This window comes from Kitasatospora sp. NPDC088264, from assembly GCF_040685715.1.
Classification (GTDB): Bacteria; Actinomycetota; Actinomycetes; order Streptomycetales; family Streptomycetaceae; genus Kitasatospora.
The window spans coordinates 47,579-69,898 of sequence record NZ_JBFBIR010000009.1; the positions used below are offsets into that span (position 1 = coordinate 47,579).

The following is a 22,320-nucleotide window of genomic DNA, read 5'->3' on the forward strand; positions in this document are numbered from 1 at the left end:
AACAGCCATGAACGCCGTTGCCGAGAACGTCGTCCGAGGCGCGCACACCCACCAGTGGCGCGGCCTGATCGAGGAGTACCGGGACCGCCTGCCGGTCACCGCGGCCACCCCGGTGGTCACCCTGCTGGAGGGCGGCACGCCGCTGGTCCCCGCCCAGGTGCTGTCCGAGCGCACCGGCTGCGAGGTCTACCTCAAGGTCGAGGGTGCCAACCCGACCGGCTCCTTCAAGGACCGCGGGATGACGATGGCCATCTCCAAGGCCAAGGAGGAGGGGGCGCAGGCCGTCATCTGCGCCTCCACCGGCAACACCTCGGCCTCCGCCGCCGCGTACGCGGTGCGGGCCGGGATGGTCTGCGCGGTGCTCGTCCCGCAGGGCAAGATCGCCCTCGGCAAGATGGGCCAGGCGCTGGTGCACGGCGCCAAGATCCTCCAGGTGGACGGGAACTTCGACGACTGCCTCACCCTCGCGCGTGAGCTGTCCGAGAAGTACCCGGTGGCGCTGGTCAACTCGGTGAACCCGGTGCGGATCGAGGGCCAGAAGACCGCGGCCTTCGAGATCGTCGACATGCTCGGCGACGCCCCGGACATCCACGTCCTGCCGGTCGGCAACGCGGGCAACATCACCGCGTACTGGAAGGGCTACCGCGAGTACTCCGCCGACGGCCTGGCCACGCGCACCCCGCGGATGTGGGGCTTCCAGGCCTCCGGCTCGGCCCCGATCGTGGACGGCGCGCCGGTGCTCAAGCCGCAGACCATCGCCACCGCGATCCGGATCGGCAACCCGGCCTCCTGGGACTTCGCGCTCGCCGCGCGGGACGAGTCGGGCGGCCTCATCGACAAGGTGACGGACCGTCAGATCCTTTCCGCCTACCGGCTGTTGGCCGCGCAGGAGGGCGTCTTCGTGGAGCCCGCCTCGGCCGCCTCGGTGGCCGGCCTGCTGGCCAAGGCGGAGGCCGGCCTGGTCGACCCGGGCCAGCGCATCGTCTGCACCGTGACCGGCAACGGCCTCAAGGACCCGGACTGGGCGGTGGCCGGCGCGCCGCAGCCGCAGATCGTCCCGATCGACCCGGAGGCGGCGGCGCAGCGCCTGGGCCTGCTCGACTGACCTGCCGTCGGGCTCCACGGGCGCCCGACGCCTCGACGGGCCGACCCTTTCGGGGGTCGGCCCGTCGATGTTCTCCGGTGACACTTTTGTGTCAATTACGCCGCGCATTCCGATCCGATTCCGGTACGCATTCCGGCCAGAAGCGGCAACACACCAGATCGGAGGACCACGGGGTGTACCACTGGGGAACCTCTCTTCGATACTCTGGGTTCGGCCGTGTGGCACATGCCCCGGGTCCGGCCTTCTCCAGGCCGCGCCAACGACCGTGACCGCCCGCCCCGCCGGGGCCTGTGGTCCATTCCCCGCCTTCGCACCGACGACGCGATCCGCGCCGCCCGATTTCCCCAGGAGAGTCCACCGCATGGCCGGTCCCGCGTTCCGTGCCGCCGCCGTCCGGGTCCGGGTTCCCGCGACCAGTGCCAACCTCGGCCCGGGCTTCGACGCCTTCGGCCTCGCGCTGGGCCTGTACGACGACGTGGTCGTCCGGGTCGCCGACTCCGGGCTCTCCATCGACATCGCCGGCGAGGGTGCCGACACGCTGCCCCGCGACGAGCGCCACCTGCTGGTCCGCTCGATGCGCGCCGCCTTCGACCGCCTCGGCGGCCAGCCGCGCGGCCTCGAAGTGGTCTGTGCCAACCGGATACCGCACGGCCGCGGCCTCGGCTCCTCCTCGGCCGCGATCTGCGCCGGCATCGTGGCCGCCCGCGCGGTCACCATCGGAGGCCCGTCCGCGCTGGACGACGACGCGCTGCTGGCCCTCGCCTCCGAGCTGGAGGGCCACCCCGACAACGTCGCGGCCTGCCTGCGCGGCAACTTCACCATCGCCTGGACCGACGAGGAGTCGGCCAAGGCGGTCAGCCTGGAGCCCTCCGACCAGGTCGTCCCGGTGGTGTTCGTCCCCGCTGACGAGGTGCTCACCGAGACCGCCCGCGGCCTGCTGCCGAAGACCGTGCCGCTGACCGACGCCGCCGTCAACGCCGGCCGCGCCGCGCTGCTGGTCGAGGCGCTGACCAGGCGGCCCGAGCTGCTGCTCGCCGCCACCGAGGACCGCCTGCACCAGGACTACCGCTCCTCCGCCATGCCCGACAGCGCCGCCCTGGTGGGCGCGCTGCGCGCGGAGGGCGTCCCCGCGGTGATCTCCGGGGCCGGCCCGACCGTCCTCGCGCTCACCGACGAGGCGGGCGCCGACAAGGTGCTCTCCTTCGCCGGGCACCACGGCCACGGCGGCGACCCGGCGTTCGCCGCGCACCGCCTGGAGCTCGACCGGATCGGGGTCACCGTGCTCCCGCTGGACGGCTGAACGGCCCGTCCGGGCTGCTCGTCCGGCCCGGCCCGGCCACCTGAGAGCCGGGCCGTCCGGACACGATTGGCAAGCGCAAGGCTGGGGAATGTCTGAGGGGGTCGGTAGTGTTAACCTCATTGCTGCACCAGGTGCCCTCCGGGGCTCGGTGCGCCGCGTCCCGATCCCAGCACTCCACTGCCGTGGAGTCGCGGCGATGCACGGGGCGACGATTCTCCGGGAGCCCACCGCAGCGCGTACGCAGCCTGCCTGCGCGACACGCGGCCGCATCCCGAAGCCGTGACGGCACCTGACTCCCACCCGCGGCCTCCCACCTTGAGGCCAGGACGGGCGGAGCGCGGTCCACCGTCACGCGACGGGGGCCCGGGATTCGCAGGCAAGCGTGGGGGTACGCCCGGTCGGCACACGACCGACCGGCCCGCCGCGCCACTCAGCACCACCGTGCTTCACGCACCGCACCTCGCAGCTCTCCCTCGACCGGCTTCCGCCTTTCGGGGGATCACCGCCTCGGACCGACGCAGTCGAGCGTCGGTCAGGACAGCACAACCGGTCGCCGAGCCAGACAGGCCGACGTCCGCTCCAGGGAAGGACCCTTAGTGAGCGACTCCACCGATCTGATGGGCGCGCGCCCGGACGCCGAGGCGTCGGACGCAGCCGCCGCCCCCGCGGCCCCGGCGCGGCGCCGCCGTACCGCCGCCGCCGGCCTGGACGGCATGGTCCTGGCCGAGCTGCAGAAGCTCGCCGGGGACCTGGGCATCACCGGTACCGGACGCATGCGCAAGAGCCAGCTGATCGAGACCATCAAGGAGAAGAGCGGCGGAGACCCGCTGCTCGCCGCCGGTGGTGCTCCGGCCGCCGCCAAGCGCACCGCCGCCAAGGCGGACGCCGCCGAGGCGCCGGCCGAGAAGCCGGCCCGCCGCACCAAGGCCGCCGCCGCTGCCGCTACCGCCGCCGCGGCCCCGGCCGCCGCCGAGTCGCAGGCCCAGATCGAGATCCCGGTCCAGGCCGCCGCCGAGACCGCCGCGCCCGCCCGTGCCGAGCGCACCCGCCGCCGCGCCACCTCGGCCGCCGGTGCCCCGACCGCCGACGCCACGGCCGACGCCGCCGTTGCGGTGGCCGAGCCCAAGCAGGCCGAGACCCGCCAGGCCGAGACCCGCGCCTTCGAGGGCCGCGAGGAGGGCCGCACCGAGACCCGTCGCGACCGCCGGGACCGCCGGGACCGCGGCGACCGCCCGGAGCGGGCCGACCGCCCCGAGCGCGCCGAGCGCCAGGACGGCGGCGAGGCCCAGGACGGCGACTCCCGCGAGTCGCGCCGCGACCGCCGCAACCGCCGCGAGCGCACCGACCGCCAGCCCCAGCAGGGCGGCGGCCAGCAGCAGGCCGGTCAGGGCGACGGCCAGCAGGCCCGCCAGGGCGGCCAGCAGACCCAGCAGCCGCAGGTCCAGCAGGGCGGCTACGACGACGACGAGTTCGGTGACGGCCGCCGTGGCCGCCGTGGCCGCTACCGCGACCGCCGGGGCCGTGGCGCCCGCCGCGAGGGCTTCGAGGCCGGCCCCGCCGAGCCGCAGGTCGGCGAGGACGACGTCCTGATCCCGGTCGCGGGCATCCTCGACATCCTCGACAACTACGCGTTCGTGCGCACCTCCGGCTACCTGCCGGGCCAGAACGACGTCTACGTCTCGCTCGCCCAGGTCCGCAAGAACGGCCTGCGCAAGGGCGACGCCATCACCGGCGCGGTGCGTCAGCCCAAGGACGGCGAGCGCCGCGAGAAGTTCAACGCCATGGTGCGGCTGGACTCCGTCAACGGCATGGACCCGGAGAGCGGCCGCGGCCGCCCCGAGTTCAACAAGCTCACCCCGCTCTACCCGCAGGACCGGCTGCGTCTGGAGACCGACGCGGGCATCCTGACCACCCGGATCATCGACCTGGTGTCGCCGATCGGCAAGGGCCAGCGCGGTCTGATCGTCGCGCCGCCGAAGACCGGCAAGACGATGGTGCTGCAGGCGGTCGCCAACGCGATCACCCACAACAACCCCGAGTGCCACCTGATGGTCGTCCTGGTCGACGAGCGTCCGGAAGAGGTCACCGACATGCAGCGGTCGGTGAAGGGCGAGGTCATCTCCTCGACCTTCGACCGCCCGGCCGAGGACCACACCACCGTCGCCGAGCTGGCCATCGAGCGCGCCAAGCGCCTGGTGGAGCTGGGCCACGACGTGGTCATCCTGCTGGACTCGATCACCCGCCTCGGCCGCGCCTACAACCTGGCGGCGCCGGCCTCCGGCCGCATCCTGTCCGGTGGTGTCGACTCGACCGCGCTGTACCCGCCGAAGAAGTTCTTCGGCGCCGCGCGCAACATCGAGAACGGCGGCTCGCTGACCATCCTGGCCACCGCGCTGGTCGAGACCGGCTCGCGCATGGACGAGGTGATCTTCGAGGAGTTCAAGGGCACCGGCAACATGGAGCTCAAGCTCGACCGGAAGCTCTCGGACAAGCGCATCTTCCCGGCCGTCGACGTGGACGCCTCCAGCACCCGCAAGGAGGAGATCCTGCTCGGCAGCGAGGAGTTGGCCATCGTCTGGAAGCTGCGCCGGGTGCTGCACGCGCTCGACTCGCAGCAGGCGATCGAGCTGCTCCTGGACAAGATGAAGCAGACCAAGAGCAACGCCGAGTTCCTGATGCAGATCGCCAAGACCACCCCCGGCTCCAACGACTGACCGTAGCCGGACGGTTGTCGCCCACCGAACCCCGGACCGCGCGAGCGGTCCGGGGTTCGGTGCGTCCACTCGGCTTTGTTCCAGAGTTGGGACATCATGAGGCTTTTTGATCATCTTGTCCGTTTTACTCTGGACCGTATGGCCGAGCACAAGAGGGTCCTGACCCGCCGCCGCAAGATCCTGCGGGCGGCCGCCTGCACGTTCGCCGCGCTCGTCGTCCTCGGCGCCGGAGCGGCCGGGTACGCGTACGTCGAACTCAACGGCAACATCAAGAGCGTCGACATCAACGCCCGCCTCGGCGACGCCCGCCCGCCGGCCGCCACCGACGGCTCGTTCAACGTCCTGGTGCTGGGCTCCGACTCGCGCAACGGCGAGAACGGCGACCTGGCCGGCGGCGACACCGGCGACACCGCCCGCTCGGACACCGCGATGGTGCTGCACGTCAACCAGGACCACTCGCACGCCGAGGTCGTCTCGATCCCGCGCGACACCCTGGTCACCCGGCCCGACTGCACCGACGCCGCCGGCAAGGCGGTGGCCGGCGCCAAGCGCGCGATGTACAACAGCGCCTTCGAGGCCGGCGGCGCGGCCTGCGCGGTCAAGACCACCGAGCAGCTCACCGGGCTGCGGATGGACCACTACGTGCAGATCGACTTCGCCGGCTTCGCCCGCGTCGTGGACGCGATAGGCGGGGCCACCGTGAGCACCGCGGTGGCCATCCACGACAAGGACAGCGGGCTCGACCTGCCGCCGGGAGAGCACCACCTCGACGGGCAGCAGTCGCTGGCCTTCGTCCGCACCCGGCACGGCGTCGGCGACGGCAGCGACCTCGGCCGGATCGAACTCCAGAAGCAGATGGTGAAGTCGCTGCTCCAGCAGGCCGGCGGGATCGGGCTGTTCTCCAACCCGGTCAAGCTCTGGTCGATCGGCGACACCATGACCCGCAGCATCACCACCGACTCCGCGCTGGGTTCGGTGAACGCCCTGGTGGGGCTCGTCCAGGAGCTCAAGGGGATCGGGCCGGACCAGCTCGGCATGGTGACCCTGCCGGTGATGACCGCCCCCGGTGACCCCAACCGGGTGGTCGAGCAGCAGCCGCAGGCGGACCAGCTCTGGGCGGCCCTCAAGGCCGACCAGCCGGTCCCGCAGGCGATCGTCTCGGCGCAGCCCGAGAACCCCGCCCAGGCCGCCCCCACGGCCGCCCCCACGGCCGCCCCCACGGCCCCGGCGAAGGCTCCCGCCAGGCGCTGAGCGGTGCCCGGAATATCCCGGAACACGACCCGGTTTGGGAAGATGCGGCCGGTCCTGGCAGACTGGTCCGTCGGTCCCGGTTCACGTGCGGCGCTCCAGCCGCCGACCCGGTGCCCTCCCGAAACCTAGGAGAACCCCTTGAAGCCCAACGTTCACCCCGAGTACGTGGTCACCCGTGTGACCTGCACCTGCGGCGCCGAGTTCACGACCCGCTCGACCGAGACCAGTGGCGAGATCCGCGCCGAGGTCTGCTCGCAGTGCCACCCGTTCTACACCGGCAAGCAGAAGATCCTCGACACCGGTGGCCGCGTGGCCCGCTTCGAGGCCCGCTTCGGCAAGCAGCACAGCGCGAAGGCCTAGCGCTCCCACGGCGCCGGTTCCCGGTGCCCCCGTACTCGTTCCGGGGGCGCTGGGGGCCGGCGCCGTTCGCATCCCCCAGCACCCCCTCCAGCGGTTCGCACGACCGGCCGGTCCTCACCGGCTTCCAACGGTTCTCACGGGAAGAAGGCCCACTCCATGTTCGAGGCAGTCGAAGAGCTCCTCGTCGAGCACGCCGACCTCGAGAAGAGGCTGGCCGACCCGTCCGTCCACGCCGACCAGGCCAACGCTCGCAAGCTGGCCAAGCGGTACGCCGAGCTGACCCCGATCACCCGGGTCTACCGGCAGTGGCGACAGGCCGGCGAGGACATCGAGGCCGCGCGCGAACTCGCCGCCGAGGAACCGGAGTTCCTCGCCGAGGTGAAGGAGGGCGAGCAGCGCCGCGAGGGGCTGACCGAGGAGCTGCGGCTGCTGCTCGTGCCGCGCGACCCGAGCGACGACAAGGACGTCATCCTGGAGATCAAGGCGGGTGAGGGCGGCGAGGAGTCCGCGCTGTTCGCCGGCGACCTGCTCCGGATGTACCTGCGCTTCGCCGAGCGGATCGGCTGGAAGACCGAGATCATCGACGCCAACGAGTCCGACCTCGGCGGCTACAAGGACGTCTCGGTGGCCGTGAAGACCAAGGGCAACGCCGAGCCCGGGCAGGGCGTCTGGGCCCGGCTGAAGTACGAGGGCGGCGTGCACCGCGTGCAGCGCGTCCCCGCCACCGAGTCCCAGGGCCGCATCCACACCTCCGCGGCGGGCGTGCTGGTCACCCCCGAGGCGGAGGAGGTCGAGGTCGAGATCGTCGCCAACGACCTGCGGATCGACGTCTACCGCTCGTCCGGCCCCGGCGGCCAGTCGGTCAACACCACCGACTCCGCGGTCCGGATCACCCACCTGCCGACCGGTATCGTGGCGTCCTGCCAGAACGAGAAGAGCCAGCTGCAGAACAAGGAGCAGGCGATGCGCATCCTGCGGTCGCGCCTGTTGGCCGCCGCGCAGGAGGAGGCCGAGCGCGAGGCCTCGGACGCGCGTCGCAGCCAGGTCCGTACGGTGGACCGCTCCGAGCGGATCCGGACGTACAACTACCCGGAGAACCGCATCTCGGACCACCGCACGGGGTTCAAGTCGTACAACCTGGACCAGGTCCTGGACGGCGAACTGAACGCGGTGATCCAGTCCTGCGTCGACGCGGACGCGGCGGCCAAGCTCGCCTCGGCCCAACAGAACTGAGACCGGCGCGCCCAGCCCGAGCGACGGCGCGAGCCGGAGCGCAGAAACAAGAGGTCGTACGGATGAACCTGCTGCTCGCCGAGGTGGCCCAGGCCACCCAGCGGTTGGCCGCGGCCGGCGTGCCGTCGCCGCGCTTCGACGCGGAGGAACTCGCCGCCTACGTCCACAACGTCAAGCGCAGCCAGCTGCACTCGGTGAAGGACGCCGACTTCGACGCCCGCTACTGGGAGGCCGTCTCCCGCCGCGAGGCGCGCGAACCGCTCCAGCACATCACCGGGCGGGCGTTCTTCCGCTACCTCGAACTGGAGGTCGGCCCCGGGGTGTTCGTACCCCGGCCGGAGACCGAGACGGTCGTCGAGTGGGCCATAGACGCCGTCCGCGACATGGACGTGGCCGAGCCGCTGGTCGTCGACCTGTGCTCCGGCTCCGGCGCCATCGCGCTCGCCCTGGCCCAGGAGCTGCCGCGCTCGACCGTGCACGCCTTCGAACTCGACGAGGGCGCGCTGCAGTACACCCGGCGCAACATCGAGGCCAGCCCCGACCGCGCCCGGGTCACCCTGCACGCCGGTGACGCCACCCGGGCCTTCGCCGACGACCGCTCCTGGGACGGCCGCTTCGACCTGGTGATCTCCAACCCGCCGTACATCCCGCTCACCGAGTGGGAGTACGTCGCCCCGGAGGCCCGCGACCACGACCCGCAGATGTCGTTGTTCTCCGGCGAGGACGGCCTGGACACCATCCGCGGCATCGAGCGGGTGGCCGCCCGGCTGCTGCGCCCCGGCGGCGCGGTGGTGATCGAGCACGCCGACCAGCAGGGCGGGCAGGTCCCGTGGATCTTCAACGAGGAACGCGGCTGGACGGACACCGCCGACCACCGCGACCTGAACAACCGACCGCGCTTCACAACAGCCCGCAGGGCGTCGTTGTGAAGGGTCGAGCACAGTACGACAGCCCGCAGGGCGTCGTTGTGAACGATCGAGCACAGTACGACAGCCCGCAGGGCGTCGTTGTGAGCGGTCGAGTGCCGTACGCCCACCCGAGGGGCGTCGTCGTGACCGGCCGGGCCGCGGTACCGCCGCTCGCCCGGCCGCGCCGTGAAGACCGTGCTGTGAACGCTGTGATGAGCCATTCCGGAAGGGGACCGCACCGATGAGCCGCCGTTACGACTGTGCCGACGCCGGGGACCGCGCCACCGGCCTGCGCGAGGCCGCCTCGGCCATTCGCCGGGGCGAACTCGTCGTGCTGCCCACCGACACCCTGTACGGGGTCGGCGCGGACGCCTTCTCGCCGGAGGCCGTCGGCGACCTGCTGGCCGCCAAGGGCCGCGGCCGCAACATGCCCTCGCCCGTGCTGGTCGGCTCGCCGACCACCCTGCACGGCCTGGTCACCGACTTCTCCGAGCAGGCCTGGGAGCTGGTCGACGCGTTCTGGCCGGGCGGGCTCACCCTGGTCGCCAAGCACCAGCCCTCGCTGCGCTGGGACCTCGGCGAGACCCGCGGCACCGTCGCCGTCCGGATGCCGCTGCACCCGGTCGCCATCGAGCTGCTGAACGCCACCGGCCCGCTCGCCGTCTCCAGCGCCAACAAGACCGGCGGCCCGTCCCCGGCCACCTGCGACGAGGCGCAGGCGCAGCTCGGCGACGCCATCTCGGTCTACCTGGACGGCGGACAGGCGGACCACGCGACCGCCTCGTCCATCGTCGACGTCACGGGCAAGGTCCCGGTCCTGCTGCGGGCGGGCGCGATCAGCGTCGAGCAGCTGAGGGAGGTCGTCCCCGACCTGGAGGCCGGCAGTTGACGCCCATCGCCTCGCTCCATGCCGGGCCCGGCATAGCGCCGTACCTGAGCGTGGGTCCCAGGCCGCTGGACCACTTCCGGATCCTGTTCGTCTGTACCGGCAACATCTGCCGCTCGCCGATCGCCGAGCGGCTCACCCGGCGTGAGCTGGACACCCGGCTCAGCCCCCGGGTGGCCGGCCGGATCCTGGTGGAGAGCGCCGGCACCTGGGGCCACGTGGGCGCGCCGATGGAGGACCACGCCGCGACCGTCCTGGACGAGTACGGCGCCGACAGCGGCGGCTTCACCGGCCGCGAGCTGCTGGACGAGCACGTGGTCGAGGCCGACCTGGTGCTCACCGCGACCCTGGACCACCGCGCCCAGGTCATCTCGATGGGCCACGAGGCGGGGCTGCGCACCTTCACCCTGAAGGAGTTCACCCGCCTGGTGCGGACGATAGACCCGGGCACCCTGCCCGACCCGCGCCGCGGCGCCGACGTCACCGAGCGCGCCCGCGCCCTGGTCCGGGCGGCCGCCGCGCTGCGCGGCTGGCTGCTCGCCGCCACCCCGGAGTCCGACGAACTGGACGACCCGTACGGGGCCCCGATCGGCATGTTCCGCAACTGCGGCGAGGAGATATTCCACGCGGTCGACCCGGTGGTCACCGCGCTCACCGGCGTGCCCGCGCTGCGCTGACCGCCCGCGCCGCGAGCGGCCCGAAGGCCCCCCGGCGGCCCGGGGACGGCCCGCGGCGGCCGAGCGCCGAATGGCCCCGCGCCGACGAGCCGCCCGGCCCGGCCGGTCCTACGCTGGAGGAACCCACCCTTCCCGGCCCCCATGCCGGGAGGCGCCCCCACGCCGCCCCGGAGCCCCGCCATGACCGTCACCGACGCCCCGACCGGCCCGACCGCGACCAGAGGGCGCCCGTGGGCCTCCGAGGCACTGCACCGGGCCGATCCGCAGGTGGCCGACCTGCTGGCGGCCGAGGCCGAGCGGCGGGCCGAGACGGTCCAGCTGCTGGCGGGGGAGAACCTGACCTCCCCGGCCGTCCTGGCGGCGCTGACCGGGCCGCTGATCGACAAGTACGCCGAGGGCTACCCGGGCCGCCGGCACCACACCGGCTGCGCCCTCGCGGACGCCGCCGAGCTGCTGGCGATCGACCGGGCCCGTGAGCTGTTCGCCGCCCCGCACGCCAACGTCCAGCCCCGGTCGGCGACTTCGGCGATGCTGGCGGCGTACGCGGCGCTGCTGCGGCCCGGCGACGGGGTGCTGGCGATGTCGCTGGAGCACGGCGGCCACCTCAGCTGCGGCTCGCGGGCGAACTTCTCCGGCCGCTGGTTCGCCTTCACGGGGTACGGGGTGCGCGAGGCCGACGGCCTGATCGACCTCGACCAGGTGCGCGACCTGGCCCGCGAGCACCGCCCGAAGGCGATCGTGGCGGGCTCGATCTCGCACCCCCGGCACCCGGACTGGGCCGCCTTCCGGGAGATCGCCGACGAGGTGGACGCCTACCTGATCGCCTCGGTCGCCCAGACCGCCGGCCTGGTCGCCGCCGGGGTGGCGCCCTCCCCGGTGCCGTACGCGGACGTCACCGTGGCGGCCACCCACAAGCTGCTGCGCGGCCCGCGCGGGGGCCTGCTGCTGTCCACCGCGGAGCTGGCCGAGCGGATCGACCGGGCGGTGTTCCCGTTCAGTCAGGGCGGGGCGGCGATGAACGAGGTGGCCGGCAAGGCGGTGGCGCTGGCCGAGGCGGCGACGCCCGGCTACCGGGCGTACGCGCAGCGGACGGTGGACGGGGCGCGGGTGCTGGCGACAGGGCTCGCGGCGGCCGGGATGCGCCCGCTGACCGGCGGCACCGACACCCACCTGGTGACGGCGGACGTGAGCCCGCTGGGCGTCACCGGCGCGGAGGCCGAGCGGCGCTGCGCCGTGGCCGGACTGCTGCTCGGCAAGTGCGCGCTGCCCTACGACCCGGCGCCGGCGGCCGAGGCCTCCGGGATCAGGCTGGGCACCGGCACGGTGACCAGCCAGGGGATGGGCGAGGCGGAACTCGCCGAGCTCGCCGGGTTGATCGCCCAGGTGCTCGCCGGGGGCACGGGCGCGCGGGTGGCGAACCGGGTCCGGGAGCTGGCCCTGTCCTTCGCCGACCGGCGGTGAACAAGAGCGTCGTCGACGGATATTCGGATCTCCTACCCGGGAGAGCGAACCGCGATGCGTGCCTTGAGCGTCCGACTCAATAAGGTGTGGGGCGTGGCGACGCACCTCGAACCCCGGGAACGCAGGGGAGTACCTTCGGTACCTCCCCGTTGGACAGTGACGCAGGAGGCCGGTGGTGCGTGAGTATCTGCTGGTGCTGTTCTGCACCGCCGCCGTCACCTACCTGTTGACCGGCCCGGTCCGGAAGTTCGCCATCGCGGCGGGCGCCATGCCGCCGGTCCGCGCCCGGGACGTGCACCGCGAGCCGACGCCGCGGCTCGGCGGGATCGCCATGTTCGGCGGGCTGTGCGCGGGCATCCTGGTCGCCTCCCAGCTGGACAACCTGAGCAAGGTGTTCTCCCAGGGCACCGACATCCGCGCGCTGCTGTCCGGCGCCGGGATCATGTGGCTGCTCGGGGTGCTCGACGACAAGTGGGGCGTGGACGCGCTGGTGAAGCTCGGCGGCCAGATGATCGCCGCCGGTGTGATGGTCTGGCAGGGCGTCACGGTGATCACCCTCCCGGTGCCCGGTGTCGGCGCGGTCGCGGTGAGCCCCACCCAGGGCATGGTCATCTCGGTCACCCTGGTCGTCGTCATGGTCAACGCGGTGAACTTCATCGACGGCCTGGACGGCCTGGCGGGCGGCATGGTCTGCATCGCCGCGATGGCGTTCTTCCTGTACAGCTACCGGCTCTGGTACGGCTACACGATCACCGACGCGGCGCCCGCGGTGCTGTTCAGCGTGCTGCTGATCGGCATGTGCCTGGGCTTCCTGGCGCACAACATGCACCCCGCGCGGATCTTCATGGGCGACTCCGGCTCGATGATGCTGGGCCTGATGCTGGCCGTGGCCGCGATCTCCATCACCGGCCGCGTCGACCCGGACCTGATCAGCAGCGAGACCGGTTCGCAGACCGCGACCGTGCACGCCCTGGTGCCGATCTACATCCCGCTGCTGCTGCCGCTGACGGTCATCGCGCTGCCGCTGGCGGACCTGCTGCTCGCGGTGGTGCGCCGCACCTGGGCCGGCCAGTCGCCGTTCGCCGCGGACAAGCGCCACCTGCACCACCGGCTGCTCCAGGTCGGGCACTCGCACAGCCGCGCGGTGCTGATCATGTACTTCTGGGCCGCGCTGATCGCCTTCGGCACGGTGGCCTTCTCGGTCACCAACACCGGCCGCACGGTGGTGCTGACGCTCGCCGGGCTCTGCCTGGTCGGCCTGGTGGTGCTGCTGACGCCGCAGTTCCGGCCGCGCGCGCCGAAGGCGGTGCAGGCCTTCGTCCCGCCGCGCTACCGGCGCCGTCCGTCCGCCCCCATGGCTGAACTGTCGGCAAAGGACAAGCAACTTCTTGGTGAAGCCGACCGGGGAGCCTCCGCGCTCGACGACCACGGCCGGGCCACCGGCCGCCGCTAGCAAGGCAGTTGATGTTCCGTCAAATGGCCTCACCCGTTCGGCTGCACCGTTGCGCCGTCGGTGTGACAGGTGCCACACATTCATGGTAAAGCTCTCATCAAATAGTTTGTGATACCGTTCACGAGTACCGAGAACACGCCGAAAGACCTGACAGGTGGAGGACTTCCGTCCCTGGTCGGTCTCCCTCGACGGGCCCGCCGCTCCAGCGGGCGGCCCGGGCGGCGGCCTCTCGGTCCGGTGTCACCCACCACCTTCTGTGCCCCGTCCCCCGTCACATCGACATGCCGCCGGAGCTGCCGACATGCCGTCCACCGACGCCCGGATCCTCCGAGGCGCCGCGATTCCCACTGCGGCCGCCGGGATCATCGCCATGGCGATCTCGTTCGCCGTCGCCGGTGGGAAGGGGCTGCTCGGCGCCCTCTTCGGCGCACTCCTGGTGATGGCCTTCTTCAGCTTCGGCCAGGTCGCGCTCGACCGGCTGACCAGGTCGAACCCGCACATCATGATGGCCGCGGCGCTGCTCGTGTACACCACGCAGATCCTGCTGGTCGGCATCGTGCTGGCGGTCTTCAAGAACACCGGGCTCTTCAACCGGCAGGCCTTCGCCTTCACCCTGCTCGGCTGCGCGCTGATCTGGACGGGGTTCCAGGTGCGCGGTGCGCTGAAGGCCAAGACCTTCTACGTCGACCCCGACGCCTCCGAAAACAAGGGCGACAAGCCCTCCGACTCGGGGCGTCAACAGTGACGAGCCCTGGCTGTCCCCCCAACGAGGGGGGCGGTGTTTATGCCGCACTGACGGACTGCTATCGTCCGTCGCAACAACGGAGTACGGGAAGCGGCCAGGTCTGTCCGAACAGCGGACGGATCGCCCCCCGGATCCGCGCAGTCTTCGATGATCCCGCTGTGGTGCGGCGCACCGGCGCGCGGGATCCGCGAGAAACCCATCAAGTTCCAGTGCCGCTCCGTGGCCGCAGGCCACGCCGACACACCGAGGTTGCCGTAACCATGCGTCACGACGAAGGAGTCCGTGGTGAGTGCTGATCAGCTCACGTTCCTCGCCTCAGGCAGTTGCCACTTCGGGGACGCTGGCTGCGGCTTCCCGGCCCCGGGTCTGAACGAGTTCCAGTTCAAGCCGATCTTCTCGATCGGCAGTATCGAGTTCAACAAGCCGATGCTGCTGTCGGTCATCGTTGCGCTGCTGGTCGTCGTCTTCTTCTGGGCCGCCTTCGCCAAGCCGCGCCTGGTCCCCGGCAAGCTGCAGCTCGTCGGCGAGATCGGCTACGACTTCGTCAAGCGCTCCATCGTGCTGGAGACGATCGGCAAGAAGGGCGAGAAGTACGTCCCGATGCTCGTCTCGATGTTCTTCTTCATCTGGCTGATGAACATCATGTCGATCATCCCCTTCGCGCAGTTCCCCGTCTCGGCGGCGATCGCGTTCCCGGCCGGCCTCGCTGCGGTCGTGTGGATCACCTACATGACGCTGACCTTCAAGAAGCACGGCTTCGTCGGCGGTCTGAAGAACCTCTGCTGGCCCTCGGGCATCCCCGGCTGGGTCATGTTCATCCTGGTGCCGATCGAGTTCTTCTCGAACATCTTCGTGCGCCCCTTCACGCTCGCGGTCCGAGCCTTCGCGAACATGTTCGCCGGCCACCTGCTGATCGTGATGTTCTCCATCGCCTCCTGGTACCTGCTCAGCCCGACCCTGGGTGCGCTCTACGGCTCGGCCTCGTTCATCGTCGCCGTCGCGCTGACCGCCTTCGAGCTGCTGGTCCAGTTCCTGCAGGCCTACATCTTCGTGATGCTGGCCAGCAGCTACATCGCCGGTGCCCTCGAAGAGGCGCACTGAGCCAGGGGGCCTTCGGCCCTCCCTGAACCAACCTCTCCGGATTGCCCGGTGGCCAATCACCACCGGTTCACCACCCCTGCAAAGGACAACGTCAATGAGCATCCTCGCTGAGGGCAACGTCTACGGTTCCGTCGCCTCCATCGGCTACGGCCTCGCCGCGATCGGCCCCGGCATCGGCGTCGGTCTGATCTTCGGCAACGGTGTCCAGGCCATGGCCCGTCAGCCCGAGGCTGCCGGCCTGATCCGCTCCAACATGTTCATCGGCTTCGCGCTGACCGAGGCGCTCGCCCTCATCGGCATCGTCATGCCGTTCGTCTTCGGCAACAAGTAATCCTGCCGCAGACCCATTCGAGGAAGGTCCAGATATGAGCATCGCGGTTACGCTCGCGGCCGAGGAGAAGATGAACCCTCTCCTCCCCGCGTGGCCCGAGATCATCATCGGCCTGCTCTGCTTCTTCATCGTCTTCGGTCTCCTCGGCAAGAAGCTCCTCCCCAGCATCGAGAAGGTGCTGTCGGAGCGTCGGGACGCCATCGAGGGCGGCATGGAGCGCGCCGAGGCCGCTCAGGCGGAGGCCCAGGCCCTGCTTGAGCAGTACCGCGCCGAGCTCGCCGAGGCGCGTCACGAGGCTGCCCGCATCGTCGAGCAGGCTCGCGAGCAGGGCGCTGCCCAGCTCACCGAGATGCGCGAGGAGGGCCAGCGTCAGCGCGAGGCCATCGTCGCCGCCGGCCACGCGCAGATCGAGGCCGACAAGAAGCAGGCGACTGCCGTCCTGCGCCAGGACGTGGGTTCGCTGGCCTCCCAGCTGGCTTCCCGCATCGTGGGCGAGTCCCTCGAGGACAGCGCTCGGCAGAGCGGCGTGATCGACCGTTTCCTGGACGAGCTGGAGGCCAAGGCCGCCGTTGCTCAGGGTGCGGCCAAGTGATCGGCGCCAGCCGCGAGGCCCTCGCCGCCGGCCGGCAGAACCTGGAGAGCCTGACCGACTCCACCTCGGTGGACGCGGCCAAGCTCGCCGAGGAGCTCACCGCCGTCACGGCCGTGCTGGACCGTGAGGTGTCGCTGCGCCGTGTCCTGACCGACCCGTCCCGGTCGGGTCAGGACAAGGCCCAGCTGGTCTCCTCGCTGCTGACCGGTCAGGTCTCCGGCGAGACCGTCGACCTCGTCTCCGGTCTGGTCCGCTCCCGCTGGTCGGGCTCGCGCGACCTGGTGGACGGGACCGAGGAGCTGGCCGCGTACGCCGAGGTCATCGCGGCGGACAGGGCAGGCGCCCTGGACGACGTCGAGGACGAGCTGTTCCGGTTCAGCCGGGTGGTGGGCGGCTCGCACGAGCTGCGCGCCGCGCTGACCGAGCCGAAGGCCGGCACCGCCGCGAAGGCCGCGCTGATCAAGAAGCTGCTCGGTGGCCGCGCCCACGCGGGCACCGTCCGGCTGGTCACGGCCATCGTCAACGCGCCGCGTGGCCGTAGCCTGGAGCAGGGCCTGGAGTCCTACTCGAAGCTCGCCGCCGCGCGCCGCGGCCGCGTGGTGGCCCTGGTCACCACCGCGGTGCCGCTGTCGGACACCCAGAAGGAGCGCCTGTCCGGTGCTCTGGGCCGGATGTACGGCCGCCAGGTCCACCTGAACATCGACGTCGACCCCGAGGTCGTCGGCGGTGTCCGGGTGCAGGTCGGCGACGAGATCATCGACGGCACCGTGTCGAGCCGCCTCGAAGGCGCTCGCCAGTCGCTCGAAGGCTGAGCACACCGAAGCAGCAGCACATCCGACCCTCGGTCGGGAAACCGGCTCCCCAAGGAGCCGGCACATCGGACGGCCGGTTCGGCAGACCCGGCCGAGAGTCGAATACTTGCGGCCCTCAATGGCGGGCCGAGGATCGCAAACTAGGAGAGCAGGGAAGCCTGATGGCGGAGCTTACGATCCGTCCGGAGGAGATCCGGGACGCGCTGGCCGACTTTGTCCAGTCGTACCAGCCGGACGCCGCTTCTGTGGAAGAGGTCGGCACGGTCACTGACGCGGCGGACGGCATCGCGCATGTCGAGGGCCTGCCCTCGGTCATGGCGAACGAGCTGCTGAGGTTCGAGGACGGCACGCTCGGCCTCGCGCTGAACCTCGACACCCGCGAGATCGGTGTCGTCATCCTCGGTGAGTTCGGTGGCATCGAAGAGGGCCAGACCGTGCGCCGCACCGGCGAGGTCCTCTCGGTTCCGGTCGGCGACGGCTACCTCGGCCGCGTCGTGGACCCGCTGGGCAACCCGATCGACGGTCTGGGCGACATCGCCTCCAGCGGCCGCCGCGCCCTGGAGCTGCAGGCCCCCGGCGTCATGGCCCGCAAGTCGGTCAAGCAGCCGCTGCAGACCGGCATCAAGGCCATCGACTCGATGACCCCGATCGGCCGTGGCCAGCGTCAGCTGATCATCGGTGACCGCCAGACCGGCAAGACCGCGGTGGCCGTCGACACGATCATCAACCAGCGCGACAACTGGCGCTCGGGCGACCCGGAGAAGCAGGTCCGCTGCATCTACGTCGCCGTGGGCCAGAAGGGCTCCACCATCGCGTCCGTCCGCGGCGCCCTGGAGGAGGCCGGCGCGCTGGAGTACACCACCATCGTGGCTGCTCCCGCCTCCGACCCGGCCGGCTTCAAGTACCTCGCCCCGTACACCGGTTCGGCCATCGGCCAGGAGTGGATGTACGACGGCAAGCACGTCCTGATCATCTTCGACGACCTGTCGAAGCAGGCCGAGGCCTACCGCTCCGTGTCGCTGCTGCTGCGCCGTCCGCCGGGCCGCGAGGCCTACCCGGGCGACGTCTTCTACCTGCACTCCCGCCTGCTGGAGCGTTGCGCCAAGCTGAACGACGCCCTGGGCGGCGGCTCGATGACCGGTCTGCCGATCATCGAGACCAAGGCCAACGACGTCTCGGCGTACATCCCGACCAACGTCATCTCCATCACCGACGGCCAGTGCTTCCTGGAGTCCGACCTGTTCAACGCCGGCATCCGCCCGGCCGTGAACGTCGGTATCTCGGTCTCCCGCGTCGGTGGCTCCGCCCAGATCAAGGCCATGCGCTCGGTCGCCGGCCGTCTGCGTCTGGACCTCGCCCAGTACCGCGAGCTGGAGGCCTTCGCCGCCTTCGGTTCCGACCTGGACGCGGCCTCCAAGGCCCAGCTGGAGCGCGGTGCGCGCATGGTCGAGCTGCTGAAGCAGGGCCAGTACCAGCCGTTCCCGGTCGAGGAGCAGGTCGTCTCCATCTGGGCCGGCACCACCGGCAAGCTGGACGACGTCCCGGTCGCCGAGATCCGCCGCTTCGAGCGCGAGTTCCTGGACCACGTGCGCCTCCAGCACAAGGACCTGCTCGCGGGCATCGTCGAGACCGGTCTGCTCGCCGAGGGCACCGTCGACGCGCTGACCAGCGCCATCGACGCGTTCAAGCAGGGCTACCAGACCGCTGACGGCAAGCTGCTCTCCGAGCAGGCCTGAGTCCGGTAGCGAGGGAAAGGACGTAACGACCCATGGGAGCACAGCTTCGGGTCTACAAGCGCCGGATCCGCTCTGTCACCGCGACGAAGAAGATCACCAAGGCGATGGAGATGATCTCCGCGTCGCGCATCGTCAAGGCGCAGCGCGCGGTGGCCGCCTCCACTCCGTACGCCGATGAGCTCACCCGTGCGGTGACGGCGGTGGCCACCCGGTCCAACGCCAAGCACCCGCTCACCACCGAGAACCCGAGCGCCTCGCGCGCCGCCGTCCTGCTGATCACGGCGGACCGCGGCCTGGCGGGCGGTTACTCGACCAACGCCATCAAGGCCGCGCAGTCGCTCAGCGAGCGTCTGCGGGCCGAGGGCAAGGACGTGGTGACGTACATCGTCGGTCGCAAGGGCGTCTCGTACTACACGTTCCGCGGCTTCGAGATCGCGGAGTCGTGGACGGGCTTCTCGGACAAGCCGACCTACGGGGACGCGAAGACCGTGGCGGCCGACCTGATCGAGGCCTTCACGGCCGAGACGGGCGGCGTGGACGAGCTCCACCTGATCTCGACCAAGTTCGTGTCGATGCTGACGCAGAACGCGGTCGGGGCCCGGCTGCTGCCGCTGAAGCTGGACGAGGTCCAGCTCAGCGACGACCAGCCGGCCAAGGCGGAGATCTTCCCGCTGTACGACTTCGAGCCGTCGGCGGAGGGCGTGCTGGACGCGCTGCTGCCGCGGTACGTCGAGAGCCGGATCTACAACGCGCTGCTGCAGTCGGCCGCCTCCGAGCACGCCGCCCGCCGACGCGCGATGAAGAGCGCGACGGACAACGCCGGCGAGCTCATCAAGTCGCTCACGCGGCTTGCCAACTCGGCCCGTCAGGCCGAGATCACCCAGGAAATCAGCGAGATCGTCGGCGGTGCCAACGCCCTCGCCGACGCTAGCCGCGGGAGCGAATGAGAATGACCACCACTGTTGAGCCGACCACGGCGACGGGCCGCGTCGCGCGGGTCATCGGCCCGGTCGTCGACGTGGAGTTCCCCGTCGACGCTATTCCGAACATGTTCAACGCCCTGCACGTCGAGGCGGAGAACCCCGACGGCTCGGGCAAGAAGACCCTGACCCTCGAGGTCGCCCAGCACCTGGGCGACGGCATGGTCCGCGGCATCTCGATGCAGCCGACCGACGGTCTGGTCCGTGGCACCCAGGTCACCGACACCGGTGCCGCCATCTCGGTGCCCGTCGGCCAGATCACCAAGGGCAAGGTCTTCAACGCCCTCGGCGACGTGCTGAACGTGGACCAGAAGGAGTTCGACCAGCAGGTCGAGGTCCGCTGGCCGATCCACCGCAAGGCGCCGGAGTTCAAGGACCTCGAGTCCAAGACCGAGATGTTCGAGACCGGCATCAAGGTCATCGACCTCCTCACCCCGTACGTCCAGGGTGGCAAGATCGGTCTGTTCGGTGGTGCCGGTGTCGGCAAGACCGTTCTGATCCAGGAGATGATCTACCGCGTCGCCGAGAACTTCGGTGGTGTGTCGGTGTTCGCCGGCGTCGGCGAGCGCACCCGTGAGGGCAACGACCTCATCGACGAGATGGTCGACTCGGGCGTTCTGGACAAGACCGCGCTGGTCTTCGGCCAGATGGACGAGCCGCCGGGCACCCGTCTGCGCGTCGCGCTCTCCGCGCTGACCATGGCGGAGTACTTCCGTGACGTCGAGAAGCAGGACGTGCTCCTCTTCATCGACAACATCTTCCGGTTCACCCAGGCCGGTTCCGAGGTGTCGACCCTGCTCGGCCGCATGCCCTCCGCGGTGGGCTACCAGCCGAACCTGGCCGACGAGATGGGCCTCCTCCAGGAGCGCATCACCTCGACCCGCGGTCACTCGATCACCTCGATGCAGGCGATCTACGTCCCCGCGGACGACCTGACCGACCCGGCCCCGGCCACCACCTTCGCCCACCTGGACGCGACGACCGTTCTGTCGCGCCCGATCTCGGAGAAGGGCATCTACCCGGCCGTCGACCCGCTGGACTCCACGTCCCGCATCCTCGACCCGCGGTACATCGCGCAGACCCACTACGACACGGCCCTCCGTATCAAGGGGATCCTGCAGAAGTACAAGGACCTCCAGGACATCATCGCGATCCTCGGTATCGACGAGCTGTCCGAGGAGGACAAGGTCACGGTCCACCGTGCCCGTCGCATCGAGCGCTTCCTCTCGCAGAACACCTACGTGGCGAAGCAGTTCACCGGTGTCGAGGGTTCGACCGTGCCGCTGTCGGAGACCATCGAGGCCTTCAACGCGATCGCGGACGGCAAGTACGACTCCATCCCGGAGCAGGCCTTCTTCATGTGCGGTGGCATCGAGGACCTCGAGAAGAACGCCGCCGAGCTGGCGAAGAAGTAGTCGCGGCCGGTAGCAGCTGAGTGACCGTGAGGGGTGGCCCCGAGCCCGGGACCACCCCTCGCGTCGCATCGGCTGTGATTCCGGTCAAATCCGTGCCGCCGGTTTCATGCCGGAGGCGCGCGGCCGTTATTCTTACCGAAACTCCCGAGTAATCGGGGGTTGCATGAGCCTAGGAGCCCACGTTGGCTGAGCTGCACGTCGAGCTGGTCGCAGCCGACCGCAAGGTGTGGTCCGGTGCGGCCACCATCGTCGTCGCCCGTACGGCCTCCGGCGACACCGGCATCATGCCGGGTCACACCCCGGTGCTGAGCGTGCTGGAGACCGGTCCGGTCACCATTCGCACGGCGGACGGCGGCACCGTGATCGCCGCGGTGCACGGCGGCTTCATCTCCTTCGCCGACAACAAGCTGTCTCTGCTCGCGGAGATCGCCGAGCTGGCGGACGAGATCGACGTCGCCCGTGCCGAGCGCGCGCTGGAGAAGGCCAAGTCGGGCCTGGACGAGCACGCCGAGCGGCGCGCCGAGGTCCGCCTGTTCGCGGCGCGCGGCCTCAAGGCCCACGTCTGAGTGCGCCAAGACCCTGGTTCAGCGGGGTCGACCGACGGTCCCGGGGACGCGTGAGCGTGACCCCGGGACTGTCGTCGTAGTTGGTAGGTCAACGCGGTCGCTTGATACGACCGATACGGGGAACGCGGGTAGCGAGGAGGTAGGTGAGCATGGTCCTCGCGCTTGTGGTGTGTGCGGCGGTCGTGGCGCTGGGTGTGATCGGCCTGGTGGCGTTCGCGGTACGACGCCGCCTGATCCAGCGGGTCGGCGGCACGTTCGACTGCAGTTACCGACTCAAAATGCCCGCCGACGCCTCGACGCAGCCCGACCTCGACGAGAACGGCAAACCCACCTCGGCCCCGGTCCCCCAGACCGACGGCAAGGGGTGGGTTTTTGGTATCGGCCGCTACAGCGGTGACTCGATCGAGTGGTTCCGGGTCTTCTCGTACGCCCCGCGCCCGCGCAGGGTGCTGCCGCGCCGGGAGATCGAGGTGCTCGGCCGGCGCTACCCGGAGGGCCAGGAGGAGCTCGCCCTGCTCTCCGGCTCGGTGGTGCTGCGCTGCCTGCACAACGGGGAGCCGCTGGAGCTGGCGATGAGCGAGGACGCGCTCACCGGCTTCCTCGCCTGGCTGGAGGCCGCCCCGCCCGGGCAGAGGGTCAACGTCGCGTAGCGGCGGGACCCTCGGGGTGGGGGTACCCCCGGCCGGAGGCTGGG

21 protein-coding genes are annotated in these 22,320 nt (G+C 70.8%); all 21 read left to right on the forward strand.

The features are described from left to right. Nucleotides 1–7: 7 nt before the first annotated feature. The 21 genes from thrC (at nucleotide 8) to AB0O82_RS10020 (ending at nucleotide 22,276) form a co-directional block, all read left to right on the forward strand. Complete coding sequence (thrC, locus tag AB0O82_RS09920; RefSeq protein ID WP_063347816.1) at nucleotides 8–1,105, forward strand: threonine synthase; 1,098 nt, start codon at nucleotides 8–10, stop codon at nucleotides 1,103–1,105. 361 nt (nucleotides 1,106–1,466) lie between these two features. Further along, complete coding sequence (gene thrB, locus AB0O82_RS09925; RefSeq protein WP_363581976.1) at nucleotides 1,467–2,405, forward strand: homoserine kinase; 939 nt, start codon at nucleotides 1,467–1,469, stop codon at nucleotides 2,403–2,405. 596 nt (nucleotides 2,406–3,001) lie between these two features. Further along, nucleotides 3,002–5,119 carry a transcription termination factor Rho gene (rho, locus tag AB0O82_RS09930; RefSeq protein ID WP_363581978.1) on the forward strand — a complete coding sequence of 706 codons (2,118 nt, stop codon included), beginning with the start codon at nucleotides 3,002–3,004 and terminating at the stop codon, nucleotides 5,117–5,119. 138 nt (nucleotides 5,120–5,257) lie between these two features. Further along, complete coding sequence (locus AB0O82_RS09935) at nucleotides 5,258–6,370, forward strand: LCP family protein (RefSeq protein ID WP_363581980.1); 1,113 nt, start codon at nucleotides 5,258–5,260, stop codon at nucleotides 6,368–6,370. Nucleotides 6,371–6,508: 138 nt separating this feature from the next. Beyond that, entirely contained in the window at nucleotides 6,509–6,730 is a 222-nt protein-coding gene (rpmE, locus tag AB0O82_RS09940; RefSeq protein WP_030057539.1) for a 50S ribosomal protein L31, read from the forward strand. A 156-nt stretch (nucleotides 6,731–6,886) separates the two neighbouring features. After that, on the forward strand, nucleotides 6,887–7,963 hold the full coding sequence (prfA, locus tag AB0O82_RS09945) for a peptide chain release factor 1 (RefSeq protein WP_363581982.1): 1,077 nt from the start codon (nucleotides 6,887–6,889) through the stop codon (nucleotides 7,961–7,963). A gap of 62 nt (nucleotides 7,964–8,025) precedes the next feature. Further along, nucleotides 8,026–8,892 carry a peptide chain release factor N(5)-glutamine methyltransferase gene (gene prmC / locus AB0O82_RS09950; RefSeq protein WP_063347810.1) on the forward strand — a complete coding sequence of 289 codons (867 nt, stop codon included), beginning with the start codon at nucleotides 8,026–8,028 and terminating at the stop codon, nucleotides 8,890–8,892. 220 nt (nucleotides 8,893–9,112) lie between these two features. Then, nucleotides 9,113–9,760, forward strand: a complete 648-nt coding sequence (locus AB0O82_RS09955) for an L-threonylcarbamoyladenylate synthase (RefSeq protein WP_063347809.1) — start codon at nucleotides 9,113–9,115, stop codon at nucleotides 9,758–9,760. A 32-nt stretch (nucleotides 9,761–9,792) separates the two neighbouring features. Next, the gene (locus AB0O82_RS09960; RefSeq protein ID WP_363372045.1) at nucleotides 9,793–10,434 is read left to right on the forward strand and encodes a protein-tyrosine-phosphatase; all 642 of its coding nucleotides are present in this window, start codon (nucleotides 9,793–9,795) and stop codon (nucleotides 10,432–10,434) included. Between the two features lie 180 nt (nucleotides 10,435–10,614). Beyond that, nucleotides 10,615–11,895, forward strand: a complete 1,281-nt coding sequence (locus tag AB0O82_RS09965) for a serine hydroxymethyltransferase (RefSeq protein WP_363581984.1) — start codon at nucleotides 10,615–10,617, stop codon at nucleotides 11,893–11,895. A 175-nt stretch (nucleotides 11,896–12,070) separates the two neighbouring features. After that, nucleotides 12,071–13,348 (forward strand): MraY family glycosyltransferase, encoded by a 1,278-nt coding sequence (locus tag AB0O82_RS09970; RefSeq protein WP_363581986.1) that lies wholly within the window; start codon nucleotides 12,071–12,073, stop codon nucleotides 13,346–13,348. Between the two features lie 301 nt (nucleotides 13,349–13,649). After that, on the forward strand, nucleotides 13,650–14,093 hold the full coding sequence (locus AB0O82_RS09975) for a hypothetical protein (protein WP_363581988.1): 444 nt from the start codon (nucleotides 13,650–13,652) through the stop codon (nucleotides 14,091–14,093). Nucleotides 14,094–14,378: 285 nt separating this feature from the next. Then, complete coding sequence (atpB, locus tag AB0O82_RS09980) at nucleotides 14,379–15,194, forward strand: F0F1 ATP synthase subunit A (protein ID WP_350879603.1); 816 nt, start codon at nucleotides 14,379–14,381, stop codon at nucleotides 15,192–15,194. Nucleotides 15,195–15,288: 94 nt separating this feature from the next. Then, nucleotides 15,289–15,525, forward strand: coding sequence for an ATP synthase F0 subunit C (atpE, locus tag AB0O82_RS09985; RefSeq protein WP_350879602.1), 237 nt, complete (start codon nucleotides 15,289–15,291; stop codon nucleotides 15,523–15,525). Between the two features lie 34 nt (nucleotides 15,526–15,559). Then, nucleotides 15,560–16,117, forward strand: a complete 558-nt coding sequence (locus AB0O82_RS09990; RefSeq protein ID WP_363581990.1) for a F0F1 ATP synthase subunit B — start codon at nucleotides 15,560–15,562, stop codon at nucleotides 16,115–16,117. Beyond that, nucleotides 16,114–16,929 (forward strand): F0F1 ATP synthase subunit delta, encoded by an 816-nt coding sequence (locus AB0O82_RS09995; protein WP_363581992.1) that lies wholly within the window; start codon nucleotides 16,114–16,116, stop codon nucleotides 16,927–16,929. The genes AB0O82_RS09990 and AB0O82_RS09995 overlap by 4 nt, the downstream gene beginning before the upstream one ends. Before the next feature lie 161 nt (nucleotides 16,930–17,090). Beyond that, nucleotides 17,091–18,665, forward strand: a complete 1,575-nt coding sequence (gene atpA, locus AB0O82_RS10000; protein ID WP_363581994.1) for a F0F1 ATP synthase subunit alpha — start codon at nucleotides 17,091–17,093, stop codon at nucleotides 18,663–18,665. A 32-nt stretch (nucleotides 18,666–18,697) separates the two neighbouring features. Then, on the forward strand, nucleotides 18,698–19,612 hold the full coding sequence (locus tag AB0O82_RS10005; protein ID WP_363581996.1) for a F0F1 ATP synthase subunit gamma: 915 nt from the start codon (nucleotides 18,698–18,700) through the stop codon (nucleotides 19,610–19,612). Nucleotides 19,613–19,614: 2 nt separating this feature from the next. Then, a complete protein-coding gene (gene atpD, locus AB0O82_RS10010; RefSeq protein ID WP_363581998.1) occupies nucleotides 19,615–21,060 on the forward strand; it encodes a F0F1 ATP synthase subunit beta in 1,446 nt (481 codons plus the stop codon). Between the two features lie 182 nt (nucleotides 21,061–21,242). Then, a complete protein-coding gene (locus AB0O82_RS10015; protein ID WP_363582000.1) occupies nucleotides 21,243–21,626 on the forward strand; it encodes a F0F1 ATP synthase subunit epsilon in 384 nt (127 codons plus the stop codon). 149 nt (nucleotides 21,627–21,775) lie between these two features. Then, nucleotides 21,776–22,276 (forward strand): DUF2550 domain-containing protein, encoded by a 501-nt coding sequence (locus AB0O82_RS10020; RefSeq protein WP_063347798.1) that lies wholly within the window; start codon nucleotides 21,776–21,778, stop codon nucleotides 22,274–22,276. The last annotated feature ends 44 nt before the right edge of the window (nucleotides 22,277–22,320 follow it).

Coding starts and splice junctions, on each gene's coding strand:
- thrC (WP_063347816.1), top strand. CDS start 8: ATGAACGCCGTTGCCGAGAACGTCGTCCGAGGCGCGCACACCCACCAG.
- thrB (WP_363581976.1), top strand. CDS start 1,467: ATGGCCGGTCCCGCGTTCCGTGCCGCCGCCGTCCGGGTCCGGGTTCCC.
- AB0O82_RS09935 (WP_363581980.1), top strand. CDS start 5,258: ATGGCCGAGCACAAGAGGGTCCTGACCCGCCGCCGCAAGATCCTGCGG.
- prfA (WP_363581982.1), top strand. CDS start 6,887: ATGTTCGAGGCAGTCGAAGAGCTCCTCGTCGAGCACGCCGACCTCGAG.
- prmC (WP_063347810.1), top strand. CDS start 8,026: ATGAACCTGCTGCTCGCCGAGGTGGCCCAGGCCACCCAGCGGTTGGCC.
- AB0O82_RS09955 (WP_063347809.1), top strand. CDS start 9,113: ATGAGCCGCCGTTACGACTGTGCCGACGCCGGGGACCGCGCCACCGGC.
- AB0O82_RS09965 (WP_363581984.1), top strand. CDS start 10,615: ATGACCGTCACCGACGCCCCGACCGGCCCGACCGCGACCAGAGGGCGC.
- AB0O82_RS09975 (WP_363581988.1), top strand. CDS start 13,650: ATGCCGTCCACCGACGCCCGGATCCTCCGAGGCGCCGCGATTCCCACT.
- atpE (WP_350879602.1), top strand. CDS start 15,289: ATGAGCATCCTCGCTGAGGGCAACGTCTACGGTTCCGTCGCCTCCATC.
- AB0O82_RS09990 (WP_363581990.1), top strand. CDS start 15,560: ATGAGCATCGCGGTTACGCTCGCGGCCGAGGAGAAGATGAACCCTCTC.
- atpA (WP_363581994.1), top strand. CDS start 17,091: ATGGCGGAGCTTACGATCCGTCCGGAGGAGATCCGGGACGCGCTGGCC.
- AB0O82_RS10005 (WP_363581996.1), top strand. CDS start 18,698: ATGGGAGCACAGCTTCGGGTCTACAAGCGCCGGATCCGCTCTGTCACC.
- atpD (WP_363581998.1), top strand. CDS start 19,615: ATGACCACCACTGTTGAGCCGACCACGGCGACGGGCCGCGTCGCGCGG.
- AB0O82_RS10020 (WP_063347798.1), top strand. CDS start 21,776: ATGGTCCTCGCGCTTGTGGTGTGTGCGGCGGTCGTGGCGCTGGGTGTG.